This is a genomic window from Arthrobacter sp. JB02-1C, from assembly GCF_057748045.1.
Window position 1 is genome coordinate 205,302 of record NZ_CM173235.1, and the last position, 14,946, is coordinate 220,247.

Annotated in this window: 13 protein-coding genes; 3 read left to right on the top strand and 10 right to left on the bottom strand. The window is 68.5% G+C overall.

Going from position 1 to position 14,946, the window contains the following annotated elements; genetic code table 11:
* Positions 1 to 80 precede the first annotated feature (80 nt).
* The 4 genes from AC3ANP_RS00955 to AC3ANP_RS00970 all read right to left on the bottom strand — a co-directional run bounded on the left by AC3ANP_RS00955 (position 81) and on the right by AC3ANP_RS00970 (position 5,007).
* Complete coding sequence (locus AC3ANP_RS00955) at positions 81 to 2,147, bottom strand: acyltransferase family protein (RefSeq protein WP_488331524.1); 2,067 nt, start codon at positions 2,145 to 2,147, stop codon at positions 81 to 83.
* A gap of 223 nt (positions 2,148 to 2,370) precedes the next feature.
* Complete coding sequence (gene groL, locus AC3ANP_RS00960; protein WP_488331525.1) at positions 2,371 to 3,981, bottom strand: chaperonin GroEL; 1,611 nt, start codon at positions 3,979 to 3,981, stop codon at positions 2,371 to 2,373.
* A gap of 80 nt (positions 3,982 to 4,061) precedes the next feature.
* A complete protein-coding gene (groES, locus tag AC3ANP_RS00965; protein WP_003805290.1) occupies positions 4,062 to 4,355 on the bottom strand; it encodes a co-chaperone GroES in 294 nt (97 codons plus the stop codon).
* Between the two features lie 238 nt (positions 4,356 to 4,593).
* Positions 4,594 to 5,007: a hypothetical protein gene (locus tag AC3ANP_RS00970; RefSeq protein ID WP_488331526.1), complete on the bottom strand. Its 414-nt coding sequence runs from the start codon at positions 5,005 to 5,007 to the stop codon at positions 4,594 to 4,596.
* 57 nt (positions 5,008 to 5,064) lie between these two features.
* Here AC3ANP_RS00970 and AC3ANP_RS00975 point away from each other — a divergent pair, with 57 nt between their 5' ends.
* Positions 5,065 to 6,291 (top strand): THUMP-like domain-containing protein, encoded by a 1,227-nt coding sequence (locus AC3ANP_RS00975; RefSeq protein WP_488331527.1) that lies wholly within the window; start codon positions 5,065 to 5,067, stop codon positions 6,289 to 6,291.
* Between the two features lie 16 nt (positions 6,292 to 6,307).
* On the opposite strand, the gene AC3ANP_RS00980 is transcribed toward AC3ANP_RS00975, so the two are convergent.
* Positions 6,308 to 7,120: a shikimate 5-dehydrogenase gene (locus tag AC3ANP_RS00980; RefSeq protein ID WP_488333115.1), complete on the bottom strand. Its 813-nt coding sequence runs from the start codon at positions 7,118 to 7,120 to the stop codon at positions 6,308 to 6,310.
* 244 nt (positions 7,121 to 7,364) lie between these two features.
* Between AC3ANP_RS00980 and AC3ANP_RS00985 the strand changes: the two genes are divergently transcribed.
* On the top strand, positions 7,365 to 8,516 hold the full coding sequence (locus AC3ANP_RS00985) for a glutamate--cysteine ligase (RefSeq protein ID WP_488331528.1): 1,152 nt from the start codon (positions 7,365 to 7,367) through the stop codon (positions 8,514 to 8,516).
* Positions 8,517 to 8,519: 3 nt separating this feature from the next.
* On the opposite strand, the gene tsaD is transcribed toward AC3ANP_RS00985, so the two are convergent.
* From tsaD to alr, 5 genes are read right to left on the bottom strand one after another with little or no spacing between them, the layout of a single operon-like run.
* Positions 8,520 to 9,659 carry a tRNA (adenosine(37)-N6)-threonylcarbamoyltransferase complex transferase subunit TsaD gene (gene tsaD, locus AC3ANP_RS00990; RefSeq protein WP_488331529.1) on the bottom strand — a complete coding sequence of 380 codons (1,140 nt, stop codon included), beginning with the start codon at positions 9,657 to 9,659 and terminating at the stop codon, positions 8,520 to 8,522.
* Positions 9,656 to 10,174 (bottom strand): ribosomal protein S18-alanine N-acetyltransferase, encoded by a 519-nt coding sequence (gene rimI / locus AC3ANP_RS00995; RefSeq protein WP_488333116.1) that lies wholly within the window; start codon positions 10,172 to 10,174, stop codon positions 9,656 to 9,658. The genes tsaD and rimI overlap by 4 nt, the downstream gene beginning before the upstream one ends.
* A gap of 53 nt (positions 10,175 to 10,227) precedes the next feature.
* Positions 10,228 to 10,899 (bottom strand): tRNA (adenosine(37)-N6)-threonylcarbamoyltransferase complex dimerization subunit type 1 TsaB, encoded by a 672-nt coding sequence (gene tsaB, locus AC3ANP_RS01000; protein WP_488331530.1) that lies wholly within the window; start codon positions 10,897 to 10,899, stop codon positions 10,228 to 10,230.
* 2 nt (positions 10,900 to 10,901) lie between these two features.
* Positions 10,902 to 11,525 carry a tRNA (adenosine(37)-N6)-threonylcarbamoyltransferase complex ATPase subunit type 1 TsaE gene (gene tsaE / locus AC3ANP_RS01005; protein WP_488331531.1) on the bottom strand — a complete coding sequence of 208 codons (624 nt, stop codon included), beginning with the start codon at positions 11,523 to 11,525 and terminating at the stop codon, positions 10,902 to 10,904.
* Positions 11,522 to 12,748 carry an alanine racemase gene (gene alr / locus AC3ANP_RS01010; protein WP_488331532.1) on the bottom strand — a complete coding sequence of 409 codons (1,227 nt, stop codon included), beginning with the start codon at positions 12,746 to 12,748 and terminating at the stop codon, positions 11,522 to 11,524. Before alr ends, tsaE begins: the two co-directional genes overlap by 4 nt.
* Positions 12,749 to 13,636: 888 nt before the next feature.
* On the opposite strand from alr, the gene mshA reads away from it, so the two are divergent.
* Complete coding sequence (mshA, locus tag AC3ANP_RS01015; RefSeq protein ID WP_488331533.1) at positions 13,637 to 14,902, top strand: D-inositol-3-phosphate glycosyltransferase; 1,266 nt, start codon at positions 13,637 to 13,639, stop codon at positions 14,900 to 14,902.
* The last annotated feature ends 44 nt before the right edge of the window (positions 14,903 to 14,946 follow it).

A 14,946-nucleotide genomic window follows, 5' to 3' on the forward strand; every position in this document is an offset into this window, starting at 1 on the left:
GTCTTCCAAAGCAGCAATGTTACCGATCCGTAATGTTAACTGCCAATCGACGGGCAGCGTCTAAGCCAGGCTGTCGCGGCTTAGTTCCATCCGGTGGCAGCGAGGAGCCGGTCCCGGAACATGGGCGCCATGCTCGCTGAGTAGGTGCGGCTGAGGTGGTTGTCATCCAGGTAGACGAAGGTGTTGCCGACGACGCCCGGGCATTCGCTGCCGTCGCAGATCAGGTCGGTCAGGTCGAGCGGGACCACACCCGGCAGCGTTCCGAGCGCGTCGAGGGGGCTGGTGGCGGCGAGGAGCCCGTCCCGGGCCGGCCGGCACTCCTGCGCACCGGCACCCTTCGTCACCACGCACTCGGCCATGTTGAACCCGAATCTGGGGTTGTCGCGCAACACCACCACGGCGATGACTTCGTCCGTCCACGTCTTCAGGGAGGCCTCCAGGCCGGGGATCAGGGTCTCCTCTGGCGACGAGGGCGCCGCGGCAGTGCCGACCATCACCATGACGTCCGGCGGGTTCCTCTTGATCTCGTCGGTCACTGCGGCGTTGAACTCATCGCACTCGGCGAGTCCCTGCGAAGCCGTGGTGCTGGGTTTACAACCACCCTTAACAATCGTGTACAGCCGCCAGCCTTTGGCGGCGCTGACGGGCTCGACTGCGGGGAGCCATTGTTCGGCGTGCGAGTCGCCCAGCACCAGCACCGTTTTGGCTCCGGCACCGGCCAGGCCCGCTTGCTTGGTCTGCGTACAGTTTCCCTGCACGAGTGGATTCTGCGGCTTCAAATCCCCGCTGCACGGCTCCGGAAGATTGGCCCAGTCTTGCCCCAGCCGCTCCGGGGCGGGAAGCAGCGTCGCGTCGGCATCGGCCTGGCTGACAAACTCGGGCGTGAGCGCCTGGGCCCCGGGGTTGTTGCGCGCCGCTTTCGCCAGGTCCGCCTGGCTTTCGAAGTAGAGCTGCGTCTGGAGTCCGGCGAGCGGAACCGCCGCCACGGCCGCGGCAGCCACAATAGCAATGGCGGCGCGGCGGCGCCGCAGTTCCGGCCACTGCCAGCTCCGCCAAGGCTTCTCGATGAAGCGTGTGGTCAGATAGGCGAGGATCAGGGAAACGGCCACAATGACCACCCCGGTGATGGGTCCCGCCTGGTCCCGACCGGTAGCAGCCAGCGCGATGACCAGCACGGGCCAGTGCCACAGATACAGCGCATAGGACGTGTCACCCAGCCGGACCAGCGGACCGGAGCTGAGGAAACGGTCAACGCCGAGTCTGCTGGCGGTCTGGCCGGCGACAATGACGCACGCCGCGGCAAGGGTTGGCCAGAGCGCAACAAAACCCGGGAACGATCCCTGGACGTTGAGCAGGATGCCGCAACTCAGCATCGCCACAATTCCCAGCCAACCAAGCAGCACCCGCCAGCGCCGGGGTATCCGGAGGGCGGGCAGCGCCAAAGCCACCAGGGTACCGAGGGCAAATTCCCACAGTCTCGCGCGGGTATCGAAGTACGCCTCGGTTTGGTTCGCAGCCGTGAAAATAATGGAGTGGGTGAGCGAGGCCACGAAGACCGCCCCGAAGACGAGACCCAAAAGCGCACGGTATCTAAGCCTGAAGCGCCGCGCCACCAGCCCTGCCAGAACGAAGATGATCGGCCAGAGGATGAATACCTGGCCTTGAATCGACAGGGACCAGAAGTGCTGGAAAGGGCTGGCCAGGCCACGGTTGGCCGCGTAGTAGTCGGCGGCCTGCGATTGCAGCAGCAGATTTTCCGTGTAGCTCAGCGATGCCCAGCCCTGGCTGATGATCTCCAGCCAGCGCGTCCTGGGCAGGAACAGCAGGCTGGCGGCGAGGATGGCGACGATCACCACAGCGGCAGCAGGGAGCAGGCGCCGGAACAGGTGCAGCCAGTGCTTGATCAGTCCGGTTGGCTGACCCCGCTCATAGCGCCCGACGAATTGCAGGGTCATGAGGAAGGCGGAAATGAGGAGGAATACGTCCACACCGCCGGAAACCCGGTCCAGCCAGATGTGGTAGGTCATCACCATGAGGACCGCCAAGGACCGCAGACCCTGGATTTCCGGCCGGAACGACGATTTTCGGCCCGCTTGAGGCACCCGGCCGGTCAGGGCAGAGCTCGGTATGGACTTTTGCTGTGTCATAGAAAACGCCTCAGACAGATAACCAAAGCAACCATGTTACCCACTCGTAATATTTCCCGCCATTTGGTGCGCGTACCGCGGAGCTCCATTGAGCCATGCGCACATGTGAATTTCCGGAGAGCCATGCACTCGGTTGCGCCCCGCGCGGGCCGCGGCGGCCGGGCGAGCGCAGAAAAAAGACCGGGCCAGCGTACGCCGGCCCGGTCCCTTTCGCGCTGTTGCCTTAGTGCTGGTGGCCTGCGTGCTCGTCTTCCTCGGCAGGCTTCTCCACCACAAGGGTCTCGGTGGTGAGAACCAGTGCGGCGATCGAGGCTGCGTTGCGGAGAGCCGCCCGCGTCACCTTGACCGGGTCGATGACACCGGCAGCGATAAGATCCTCGTACTCGCCGGTCTTGGCGTTGAAGCCCTGGTTAAGCTGGGATTCAGCGACCTTGGCCACGACGACGTAGCCGTCGAAGCCCGCGTTCTGGGCGATCCAGCGCAGCGGCTGGGTCAGCGCCCGGCGGACGATGCCCACGGCAGCTGCCGCGTCGCCCTCCAGCGCCTGAACGGACGGATCCTCATCGAGGGCCTTGAGCGCGTGGATGAGGGCCGAGCCGCCGCCGGCGACGATGCCTTCTTCCAAAGCAGCGCGGGTGGAGGATACGGCGTCCTCGATCCGGTGCTTCTTTTCCTTCAGCTCGACCTCGGTGGCGGCGCCGACCTTGATCACACCGATGCCGCCGGCCAGCTTGGCCAGACGCTCCTGGAGCTTTTCCTTGTCCCAGTCGGAGTCGGTGCGGGTCAGCTCGGCGCGCAGCTGGGCAACCCGGGCCGCGACGTCCTCAGCGGAACCGGCGCCGTCGACGATGGTGGTGTTGTCCTTCGTCACGGTGATGCGGCGGGCGGTGCCGAGCACCTCGAGGCCCACGGTGTCGAGGCTCAGGCCGAGCTCCGGGGAGACCACCTGGGCCCCCGTCAGGGTCGCGATGTCCTGCAGCATGGCCTTGCGGCGGTCGCCGAAGCCCGGTGCCTTGACGGCCACGACGTTCAGGGTGCCGCGGATGCGGTTGACGATGAGCGTCGAGAGCGCCTCGCCGTCGACGTCTTCAGCGATGATGAAGAGCGGCTTGGAGCTCTGCAATGCCTTCTCCAGCAGCGGCAGGAATTCCTGGACCGAGGAGATCTTGCCCTGGTTGATCAGGATCAGGGCGTCTTCGAGGACCGCTTCCTGGCGTTCCGCGTCGGTGACGAAGTACGGGGAGAGGTAGCCCTTGTCGAACTGCATGCCCTCGGTGAGGACCAGCTCGGTCTGCGTGGTGGAGGATTCCTCGATGGTGATCACACCATCCTTGCCGACCTTGCCGAATGCCTCGGCCAGGAGCTCGCCGATCTCGTCGCTCTGCGCGGAAATCGCGGCGACGTTGGCCACGTGGTCGCCTTCGACCGGGCGGGCGTTTTCGAGCAGGCGGGCGGCGATGGCCTCAACCGAGACCTCGATGCCGCGCTTGATCTGTCCCGGGGCCGCGCCGGCCGCGACGTTGCGCAGGCCTTCCTTGACCAGGGCCTGGGCGAGCACGGTGGCGGTGGTGGTGCCGTCGCCTGCGACGTCGTTGGTCTTGGTGGCGACCTCCTTGGCAAGCTGCGCGCCAAGGTTTTCGTACGGGTCGTCCAGTTCGACTTCACGGGCAATGGTGACGCCGTCGTTGGTGATTGTGGGGGCGCCCCACTTTTTGTCCAGCACGACGTTGCGGCCGCGCGGGCCGAGGGTCACCTTGACGGTGTTGGCGAGCTTGTCGATGCCGGCTTCAAGTGACCGGCGGGCAGCGTCGTTAAACGCAAGCTGCTTTGCCATGGTTTTGTCCTTTCAAGACAGAACCCCGCGCTGCCGTTCCGTTCAAAGGCGAAGGAGCGGCGGCGCGGGGTCCAAGAGAGTTACTTTACGACGATCGCCAGAACGTCGCGGGCGGACAGTACGAGGTACTCGGTGCCGCCGGTCTTGACTTCGGTTCCGCCGTACTTGGAGTAGATGACGACGTCGCCGACGGCAACGTCGACGGGAACGCGGTTGCCGTCTTCAAAGCGGCCGGGGCCTACTGCTACAACTTCGCCTTCCTGCGGCTTCTCCTGTGCGGAGTCCGGGATGACCAGGCCGGAAGCCGTGGTCTGCTCGGCTTCGAGCGGGCGGACAACAATACGATCCTCAAGAGGCTTAATAGAGACCGACAAGGACCTCTCCTTTTCGTCAGCAAATTCATGGACTTTAAAAGCTGTGGTGCCATGGCGTACAGACCGTCGTCGCGGTGCCGGCAGCAGCCAGGCTGGTCAAGCTTCAGGGTTAGCACCCGCCTAGGCAGAGTGCTAATGATGACTCTATGTAAGTAGTTAGCACTCGGTCAAGGTGAGTGCTAAGAAATTACTCCGCCACCGGCGCCGGGACCCTGCCCTTCGCGGCCGGGGACGGCGGTTACTCCCCCGCGAGGTCCTCGTAATTCCAGTCCTGGCCGTCGTCGTCCTCGTCGGTCCGGACGTTGGCGTTCCGTCCGCGGTACAGGAGGACGCCGCCGGCCAGTGCGGCCACCGCTCCGAGGACCAGGAAGACGATGCCGCCCGCCCGCACCCCGGCGTAGGTGTCCCGGATCGCCCGCGCCTCGTCGGTGGGGTCCGTGACGTTCCTGCCGCCCACGGAATAGACGGTGGCGTTGAACGAGTCGAGGAAGAAGATGATGACCAGCAGCGCTACGCAAATGACGGCAACGACAGAACCGGCGATCAGTGCCGGCTTGGCGAAACGATCCGGTCCCCGGCGGACCGGGCTTTCACCGGCCGCCTGTCCGGTTTCTGCCGCGCCCGAACCGTTGCCCGCGTCCCTGTCATCCATAGCGTCCACCCTATCCGCCGGCCGAGGACGTCCGGTGCCTGAACTACGCTTGAAGGCATGGCTGAGACTCCGCAGGACCAGATCGCTCCGCTGCTCAATCCCGAAGGCTGGGAGCTGCTGGCGTCGCTGGGACCGTACCGCGAGGAAGAGGCTTTCCGGCTCAACGCGTCGCTAAGGAAGGCCGGGCATTCCGCCGAGTTGGTTTCGGCCGCCCTCACCCAGTCCCGGCTGCGGACCAAGGCGGAGGCGAAGTTCGGCGAGTTCGCCCGGCAGATGATCTTCACCCGCGCGGGCCTGGAGCAGGCGACCCGGCTCACCGTCGCCGCCCGGCATGCGCAACGGTTCGCGGCAGCGGGCATCACCCACGTGGCCGACCTCGGCTGCGGCCTGGGTGCCGACTCGATGGCGCTGGCCTCCCTCGACATCACGGTCACCGCCGTGGAGCGGGACGAAACCACCGCCGCCTGCGCCACCATGAATCTGATCCCGTTCCGGAACGCCACGGTGGTCCATGCCGACGCCGCCAGCGTGACGCTGGACGGTATCGACGGCGTGTGGCTGGATCCCGCGCGCCGCACCACCTCCAGTTCGGGCACGAAACGGCTCTGGGACCCGGAGGATTTTTCTCCACCGCTGTCCTTCGTGGAGTCCCTGGCCGCCGGAGGCCGTGCGGTGGGCGTCAAGATGGGACCGGGGATGCCCCACGATTCGGTGCCTGCCGACTGCGAGGCGCAATGGGTCTCGGTGGGCGGGGACGTCACCGAAGTGGCGTTGTGGTTCAACGCAGTGCGCCGGCCCGGAATCCGCCGCGCCGCTCTGGTCCTGGGTCCGCAGGGCGCGGCGGAGCTGACCAGCACGGAGGACTTCGGCGCCGGACCGGCGGCCCCGGTGGGCCCGGCCGAGGGCTACCTTTACGAACCCGACGGCGCCGTGATCCGGGCCGGGCTGGTGGCCGACGTCGCCCTCCAGTTGGGCGGCCACCTGCTGGACGAGCACATCGCGTACATCTGCGCGCCGGAACGGCGTGACACTCCCTTCGCCCGGGCCTACCAGGTCCTCGAGGTGATGCCGTTCAACGTCAAGGCGCTCAAGGCCTGGGTCCGGGACAACGGCGTCGGCGTCCTCGACATCAAAAAACGCGGTGTCGCGGTCACGCCAGAGGACCTGCGCAAACAGCTGTTGCCCGCTGGCCGGAGCGCGAAGAACTCCGCCAACAAGACGGCCACCCTGGTCCTGACCAGGATCGGCGAAGAGCGGGTGGCCATCTCGGTGCAGCCGGTCTAGGACTCGGCGGACGGCGCTACTGCGCGCGCATGAACTCCTCGGCGGCCCGGACCTGCTCGTCTGCCGGCCGGATGCCGGTGTAGAGCACGAACTGTTCCAGGGCCTGGATGGTGGCAACTTCGGCTCCGGTGATGACCGGTTTCCCCGCGGCGCGGGCGGCCCGGATCAGCGGCGTCTCGGCGGGCAGCGCCACGACGTCGAACACCATCTTGGCGGCGGCCACCGCGTCGGACGGGAACGGCAGCGCGTCGGCGTCCGGGCCGCCGGCCATCCCGATCGGGGTGACATTGATGAGCATGTCGGCCCGGTTGCCCGGATCCTGCCCGGCCGGGATTTTGGGCAGCCACCCGAACCCGTACTGCGCCGCCAGGGCCCGGCCCGCGTCCTCGTTGCGCGCAACGATGGTGACCTGCCGGAAGCCCGCGTCCCGCAGGGCCGCGGCCGTGGCCTTCGCCATCCCTCCTGCGCCGAGCAGCCAGACGGTGTAGTCGGTGGGGACGCCGTTGCCCCTGAGCAGCTGTGCAATCGCGGTGTAGTCGGTGTTGTACGCCGTGAGCGTGCCGCCGTCGTTAACGATGGTGTTGACCGAGTCGATGGCTTTCGCGGACGGGTCCATCACGTCCACGAGGGCGATCACGTCTTCCTTGAACGGCATGGACACCGCGCAGCCGCGGATCCCCAGACCGCGCACGCCGGCGATTGCTTGCGCCAGGTCAGTGGGCGCGAAGGCCTTGTAGATCCAGTTCAGGCCCAGCTGCTCGTAAAGGTGGTTGTGGAAGCGGGTCCCGTTGTTGCTCGGCCGGGCCGAGAGCGAGATGCAGAGGGTCATGTCTTTATTCAGGATGGGCACGGCACCATTAAACGCCACCCGCCGCGGCCACCGCTGCGGGGCCGCCGCGGGAGCAACTGCGCGGGTCGGTTGTGAAGACTCTCACGGCCCGCCCGTTCGCGAGCCGCCGGCGCGCTGCTGCCCCTGCACTAGACTGAAACTCGCCGTCGGCCCGCCGCAGCAGGCCGCGAGGCGACACATTCACGGCAGGCACCGCCAGCAGCCGAAACAGCGAAAGGACCGCATGAAGATTGATTTTGCTTCATCCAGGCAATCAACTCTTGGTGTGGAATGGGAACTAGCCTTGGTCGACGCCGACACGGGCGAGCTGGCGTCGGTGGCCGCGGAGGTGCTGCGGGGTGTGGTGGCACGGCACCCTGAACTGAACGAGGATGATGAACATCCGCACATTAAGCAGGAACTGCTGCTGAACACGGTGGAACTCGTCACCGGCATCTGCACCACGGTGGCAGAGGCGAAGGCGGACCTGGGCAGTTCGCTTGCCGCGTTGCGCGAGGTCACCGACCCGATGGGCGTTGAGGTTTTCTGCGCCGGCAGCCACCCGTTCAGCCCGCCGCAGCTGCAGCCGGTCACGGACAAGGCCCGGTATGCCAAGTTGATTGACCGCACCCAGTGGTGGGGGCGCCAAATGGTGATCTACGGGGTCCACGTCCATGTGGGTCTCGACCACCGCGACAAGGTCCTCCCGGTCCTGGACGGGCTGGTCAACTACTTTCCGCATTTCCAGGCCCTGTCCGCCTCCAGTCCGTTCTGGGGCGGCGAGGACACCGGCTATGCTTCCCAGCGCGCCCTGATGTTCCAGCAACTGCCGACGGCGGGGCTGCCGTTCCAGTTCGGAAGCTGGGCCGAATACGAGTCCTACGTCCAGGACATGTTCACCACCGGGGTCATTGACACGCTTTCCGAGATCCGCTGGGATATCCGTCCGGTACCGAACCTCGGGACCATCGAGATGCGTATCTGTGACGGGCTGGCCACGCTGGAGGAAGTCGGGGCCATCGCGGCACTGACGCAGTGCCTGGTGGAGGAGTTCTCGACGATTTTGGATCAGGGCGGCACCATTCCGACCATGCCGCCGTGGCACGTCCAGGAAAACAAGTGGCGCGCGGCCCGTTACGGGCTGGACGCGATCATCATCCTCGACGCCGACGGCCATGAACAGCTCGTCACCGAGCACCTCCGTGAGACGCTCACCCGGCTTGAGCCGGTAGCGGCCCGGCTTGGTTGCAGTGCCGAACTGGCCGACGTCGAAAAAATCATCCAGCGTGGCCCGGGCTACGCGCGCCAGCGGCGGGTTGCCGCCGAACACGGCGGTGACCTTCGCGCCGTCGTCCTCGACCTGGTCCAGCAGATGCGCCGGGGCCCCGGCGCCTGACTGCTAGGCCGACACCGAGGTCACGGGCATCGACGAATCGGGGGCGAAACCGAGGCCGCTGGGCGCCGTTCCTGACATCACCAGCTGCGCCCCGAGCGCGGCCACCATGGCGCCATTGTCCGTGCAGAGCACCAGTGGCGGGACCGTCAGCCGGATTCCGGCCGCGCTGCAGCGCTGCTCCGTCAGCTGGCGCAGCCGCGAGTTGGCGGCCACTCCCCCGCCCAGCAACAGCTCGGTGATGCCGTTCTCCTGGCAGGCGAGCACCGCCTTGGCCGTAATCACGTCCACCACAGCCTCCTGGAAGGCCGCCGCGACGTCCGCGACCGGGACCGCTTCGCCGCGGGCCTCGAACTGCTCCACGCACCGGGCCACAGCCGTCTTGAGTCCGCTGAAGGACCAGTCGTAGCGGTGCGGGCCCGGCGCTTCTGCCGTGCCCATGTACTTGGGCTGGGTCAGGCCGCGCGGGAACCGGATCGCCTTGGCGTTGCCGGTACCGGCGAGCTTGTCGATGGCGGGGCCGCCCGGGTAGCCAAGCCCCAGCAGCCGGGCCACCTTGTCATAGGCCTCGCCGGCGGCGTCATCGATCGTGGAGCCGAGCAGCTCGACGTCGTCCGTGATGTTCCGGATCCGGAGGATTTCGGTGTGGCCGCCGGAGACCAGGAGCGCGCCGAGATTTTGCGGCAGCGCCTTTGCCGGGGAATCGGTGTCCGGGGCGTGGCTGCCCGGCGCACCGGTGTCCGGGGCGTCCGCGTCGGACTCGAGCAGGCCGACGCCGACATGGGCGACCAGGTGGTTGATCGCGTACAGCGGCTTACCGGTGGCAACGGCGAGCGCTTTTGCGGCACAGACTCCCACCATGAGGGCCCCGGCGAGGCCCGGGCCTGAGGTGACAGCGATGGCATCGACGTCGTCGAGGGTCACCTCAGCCGCGGCGAGGGCCTCATGCAGCGTGGGAACAAAGGCGTCGAGGTGCGCGCGCGAGGCGATCTCGGGGATCACGCCGCCGAAGCGGACGTGCTCCTCCATGGACGAGGAGACGGTGTTGGCCAGCAGCCGGGTGCCGCGGACGATGCCGACGCCGGTCTCATCGCAGGAGGACTCGATCCCCAGTACCAGCGGCTGGTGGTGCGGGTGGCGGTTCATGGTCGGATTGTTCCCCTCGGCGGTGTCTCGGGCAGTATGGTCCCCGGCGGTGCTTCCGCGGGCGGAGGCCCAGGCGGCGGTTCGTGGCCTGCCGCGAGCCGCCGGCGCATGATGAGCGCGTCCACGCCGTCGCGGTAGTAGCGTTGCCGGACGTGGATCTGCTCGAAGCCGAAGCGGCGGTAGAGCTCCTGGGCCCTGGGGTTGTCCGCCCGCACCTCCAGCAGCACATCCTCGGCGCCGCGCCGCCGGCTTTCCCGAATGAGCTCGGTCAGCAGTGCCGAGCCGATGCCGCGGCCCTCCTGTGCGGGCACCACGGCGATGGTCTGCACGTCCGCGATCGGTTCGATGCACATCAGGCCTGCGTAACCGACGATGACGCCGCCCACCTCCGCCACCAGGTAGCGGCGGGTTCCGGCTTGGGCCAGTTCGTCGATGAACATCTGCAGCGGCCAGGCGTCCACCGGGAACAGTTGACACTCCAGCGCGTGCACGGCAGGGATGTCCGCGGGCACCATGGACCGCAGCGTCACGCCCTCGGGGGACGTCCCCGGCGCCAGCTCCGTCGCGTTCACAGCGCGCGCTTCCGCGGGCCGGGTACCTGCGCGTCGGACTCTCGCAGGTACAGCGGGGTGGTGTCCGGCAACTGCTCCCCCGCGGCGAGGCGTGCGAGCGTGAACTGTCCGAGCGAGAGCGCCTCGGGCTGCCGTGCCGAGAATTCGGGGACGGCCGCGAGGACGTCTGGATACAGGCCTGCGCCGGCGCCGTAAACGGGAAGCCGGGGCACCTCGGCCGCGGAGCCAACGTGCGGTCCGTCCAGCAGGCGGGGCAGCTGGCCCTGGGCGAGGACATAGCGGGCCCAGTACACCTCCCTGCGCCGCGCATCGGTCGCCACGATGAACTCTGCGGATGACTCGGTGGACTCGGCAACTTCCAGGGCGATCGCGTCGAGGCTCATCGAACCGTAGAGCGGCTTCTGCCATACAAAGGCCAACGTGCGGGCTGTCACGATGCCCGAACGCAGGCCGGTGAAGGGGCCGGGGCCGACGCCGGCGACAATCGCGTCGACGTCGGCGCCGGTCAGGCCGGCGTCGCTGAGCAGCTGGTCGATCCCCGGGGCCAGTACCTCGGCATGGCTGCGGGTGTCCTCGGTGGCGAAGCTGCCGACGACGGATTCCAGCGAATCGTCGGACAACAGCGCGGCGCTGGCGACGGCCGAGGTATCGATGGCGAGGATGAGCATCTTTAGTCCGTTTCCGGGGTCGCGGATAGTTCAGGAAAGGCGGCCAGGGCTGCGGGGGGTTCGGTCCAGCGCGGGCCGAACCCGCGGAAGACCACGGTCCGGGGCTCGTCGACGTCGTCCGTGTCAAAGTCCAGGACGTCGTCCCCGCCGTCGGCAGGCGCGGGGCCGGTGGCCGGGCTGGCGCCGGCCGCGGGGCCGGGTCCGCCCAGCCGGCGGTGGAACTCCACGTCGAGCCGGCTCTCGCTCAGGTGTTCCACCCGGCCGCGGCCCCACTCCACCACGGTCACCGAGCTGTCCAGGGTGTTTTCGAGATCGATGTCGTCGATCTCGGAGGCAGAGCCCAGCCGGTACGCATCGACGTGGACCAGGTCAGGGCCGCCGGGGCGCGGCCCGTCCGGCAGGTTCGGGTGGATCCGGACGAGGACGAAGGTGGGCGAAATGACGCCGGCCCGGACGCCGAGGCCCTCGCCCAGCCCCTGGGTGAAGGTGGTCTTGCCGGCACCGAGCTCGCCGCTGAGGACCAGCAGGTCGCCGGCCTGGAGCTCGGCGCCGAGACGGGCCGCGAGCGCGTGCGTCTGTTCGGCGGTCCCAAGGACAAGGCTGCGCCGCCAGGGGTGCCCGTTCACTGCCCGTCTCCGCCGTCGGCCGCGGGTTCCTCGTTGATGTAGCGGCGCGGAACCCGGGGGCTGATGCGGGTGACGACTTCGTAGTTGTTGGTCCCGGCGGCACGGGCCCAGTCATCGACGGTGGGGCCGCCGTCGGTCCCGTCGCCGAACATCACGGCTTCAGCACCCAGCAGGCTGGTGCCTCCGGCCGCGACCTCGAGCGGACCCAGATCGATGACCATCTGGTCCATCGCGATGCGACCCACCACGGGGTAGGTCACGCCGCCGACCCGGACCGGGCCGCCGGTGGCGATCCGCGGGACGCCGTCGGCGTAGCCCAGCGGGACCAGGCCCAGGGTGCTGCGGCCGGAGGTACGGTAGTTCAGCCCGTAGGAGACGCCCTGGCCGGCGGGCACGTCCTTGCAGTGCGCGAGGACGGTCCGCAGCGTCATGGCCGGCCGGAGACCCACCTCCGCGGAGCTCTGCCCCTCGAAGGGTGAGAGCCCGTAGATGCCGAGGCCCACCCGCACCAGGTCGAAGTGCGTGTCCGGGCGGGACAGGGTGGCCGGGGTGTTGGCGAGGTGCCGGACCTCGGGATCGACGCCGGCGTCCTGCGCCATCGCCAGGACCTCGCGGAAGGCGGCGAGTTGCTGGTCCGTTTCCGGGCGGTCGGGTTCGTCGGCGACGGCCAGGTGGGAGAAGATCCCCACCACGCGCAGCAGCCCTTGGTCCTGGTACTCCATGGCCTCGCCCAGCAGCGCGTCCCAGGCTTCCAGGGTGACGCCGTTCCGGCCCAGTCCGGTGTCAACTTTCAGGTGGATCCGTGCCGGCCGTTCCTGCTCGCGGGCGGCCGCCACGATCCGGCCGAGCTCCCAGCCGGAGCAGCCGATGTCAATCCCGGCAGCGACGGCGGCGGCAAAGTTGCTCTCCGGGGTGTGCAGCCAGGCAAGCATCGGGGCCTCGATACCGGCCGCGCGCAGGGCAAGCGCCTCGGAAATGTGGGCCACGCCCAGCCAGCTGGCACCGGCATCCAGCGCGGCACGGGCGACCGGGATGGCCCCGTGACCGTACGCGTCCGCCTTGACCACGGCCATCACCTTGGCGGGTGAGGCCACCGCGGCCAGCCGCCGGACGTTGTGCCGGATCGCCTCGAGGTCCACGACGGCGGAACGTTCCTCGCGATGGTGGTCGGGGGCTGCCTCTGCCAGGGGCTGGAAATCACCTGTTGCTGCTGGGTACATCACCTGACGATTCTACGGGTGGCGCCGGAGGCCTCTGAATTTCTCCCCGGCCGGCGTCCACGGGACATGCCCATCCGTCGTGTCCGGACATGCCCATTCTTCGCGGCCACGAGTGCGCATCTCCTGGTTCTGCCCACTCCCCGGCCCGCCCACCGGACATGTCCATCCGTCAGCCCAGCCCTCGGCCCGGCCCACGGGACATGCCCACCCGTCAGCCCAGCCCCCGGCCCAGCCCACCGGACATGCCCACCCGTCAGGTCCGGACACGCCCATTCTTCGCGGCCACGGGTGCGCATTTCCTGGTTCTGCGCATTCCCCGGCCCGCCCACCGGACGTGCCCATCCGTCAGCCCGGCCCCCGGCCCAGCCCACGGGACATGCCCATCCGTCAGGTCCGGACATGCCCAATCTTCGCGGCCACGGGTGCGCATCTCCTGGTTCTGAGCACTCCCCGGCCCGCCCACCGGGCATGCCCAGCCGCCGGCCCACCCCACGGGACAGGCCCACCCGTCAGGCCCGGATGCCCATTCTTCGCGGCCACGGGTGCGCATCTCATGGTTCTGCGCACTCCCCGGCCCGCATACCGGACATGCCCATCCGTCAGCCCAGCCCCCGGCCCAGCCCACCGGACATGCCCACCCGTCAGGTCCGGACATGCCCATTCTCCGCGGCCACGAGTGCGCATCTCCTGGTTCTGCCCGCTCCCCGGGCCGCCCACCGGACATGTCCATCCGTCAGCCCGGCCCAGCCCCAGGCCACCGGCGCACCGCTGCCCGACCGCTGCCCGACCTCGCCCCGACGTTGCCGGCCGGCGGACACCCCGCGGACCGGTCCGCAGTTCAGGAGTAGTGTTTTATCGGATCCGTGTGTTGCGCCGAGGAAGGGAGACAGGATGCCGCTGGCCCGCCGTGTCGCATTTCTCTCCCTGCACACCTCACCGATGGAGCAGCCCGGTTCCGGGGACGCCGGCGGCATGAACGTCTACATCCGCGCCCTCGCCGCCGCCTTGGCGGAGACCGGCGTCGAAGTCGAGATCTTCACCCGCTCCACTGCGGCCGGCCAGGCCGCCGTCGAACACCCGGCCCCGGGCGTCTGCGTCCACAACGTCCTCGCCGGGCCGCCGCGGAAGCTGCCCAAAGAGGAACTGCCGGCACTGCTGCACAGCATGGTCGCCGAAATCGACCGGATCAAGGAACTGCAGCCGCACGGCCGCTACGACCTGATCCACTCGCACTACTGGGTCTCCGGCGTCGCCGGGCTGGAACTTTCGCAGCTCTGGGGAGTGCCGCTGGTGCACACCATGCACACGATGGCCAAGGTCAAGAACCTGCTCCTCGCGTCCGGCGAGCGGCCCGAGCCGCGGCGCCGCGAGGACGGCGAGCACCGGATCGTCGACGGCGCCACGCGCCTGATCGCCAACACCGGCGCCGAGGCCGCCGAACTGGTCTCCCACTACGGGGCCGACCCGGACCGCATCGACGTGGCACCCCCCGGCGTCGACCTGGCGGTCTTCACCCCGGCGTTCCGCGGCCGCGCCCGGAAGGAACACGGCGTGCCGCAGGGCCGCTTCCACCTGCTGTTTGCCGGCCGGATCCAGCGGCTCAAAGGCCCGCAGATCCTGATCAAGGCCGCCGCCCTGCTGCGTGCCCGCCGCCCGGACATCGATCTGCAGCTGACCATCCTGGGAGCCGTGAGCGGGGCCAAGGACTTTGACCTCAAGGCCCTCGTCACCGCCGCGGGGCTGGACGACGTCGTCACGCACCATCCGCCGGTCCGCGCTCCCCAGCTGGCGGCCTGGTACCGCTCCGCCGACGTGGTGGTGATGCCCTCCTACAGTGAGTCCTTCGGCTTGGTGGCCCTGGAAGCGCAGGCCTGCGGCACCCCGGTCGTCGCCACGAAGGTGGGCGGTCTCGCACGGGCCGTTTTCGACGGCCGGACCGGTCTGCTGGTGGAAGGGCACAAGGCCGCGGACTGGGCCGACGCCCTGGAAGCGCTGCACGATGACCCGTCCACCCGGGAGGACATGGGCCGCGCGGCCTCGGTGCACGCCGAGGGTTTCGGCTGGCAGCGCACCGCCGCGATCACGCTGGAAAGCTACCAATCAGCCTTGGTCCAGTATTTTGGAACCATGAGCATCCCGGCGGGGCGCACGCCCTGACCGGGGACCGGACGGAGGTCCGGCCGGAACCGCCGGCCGGAACC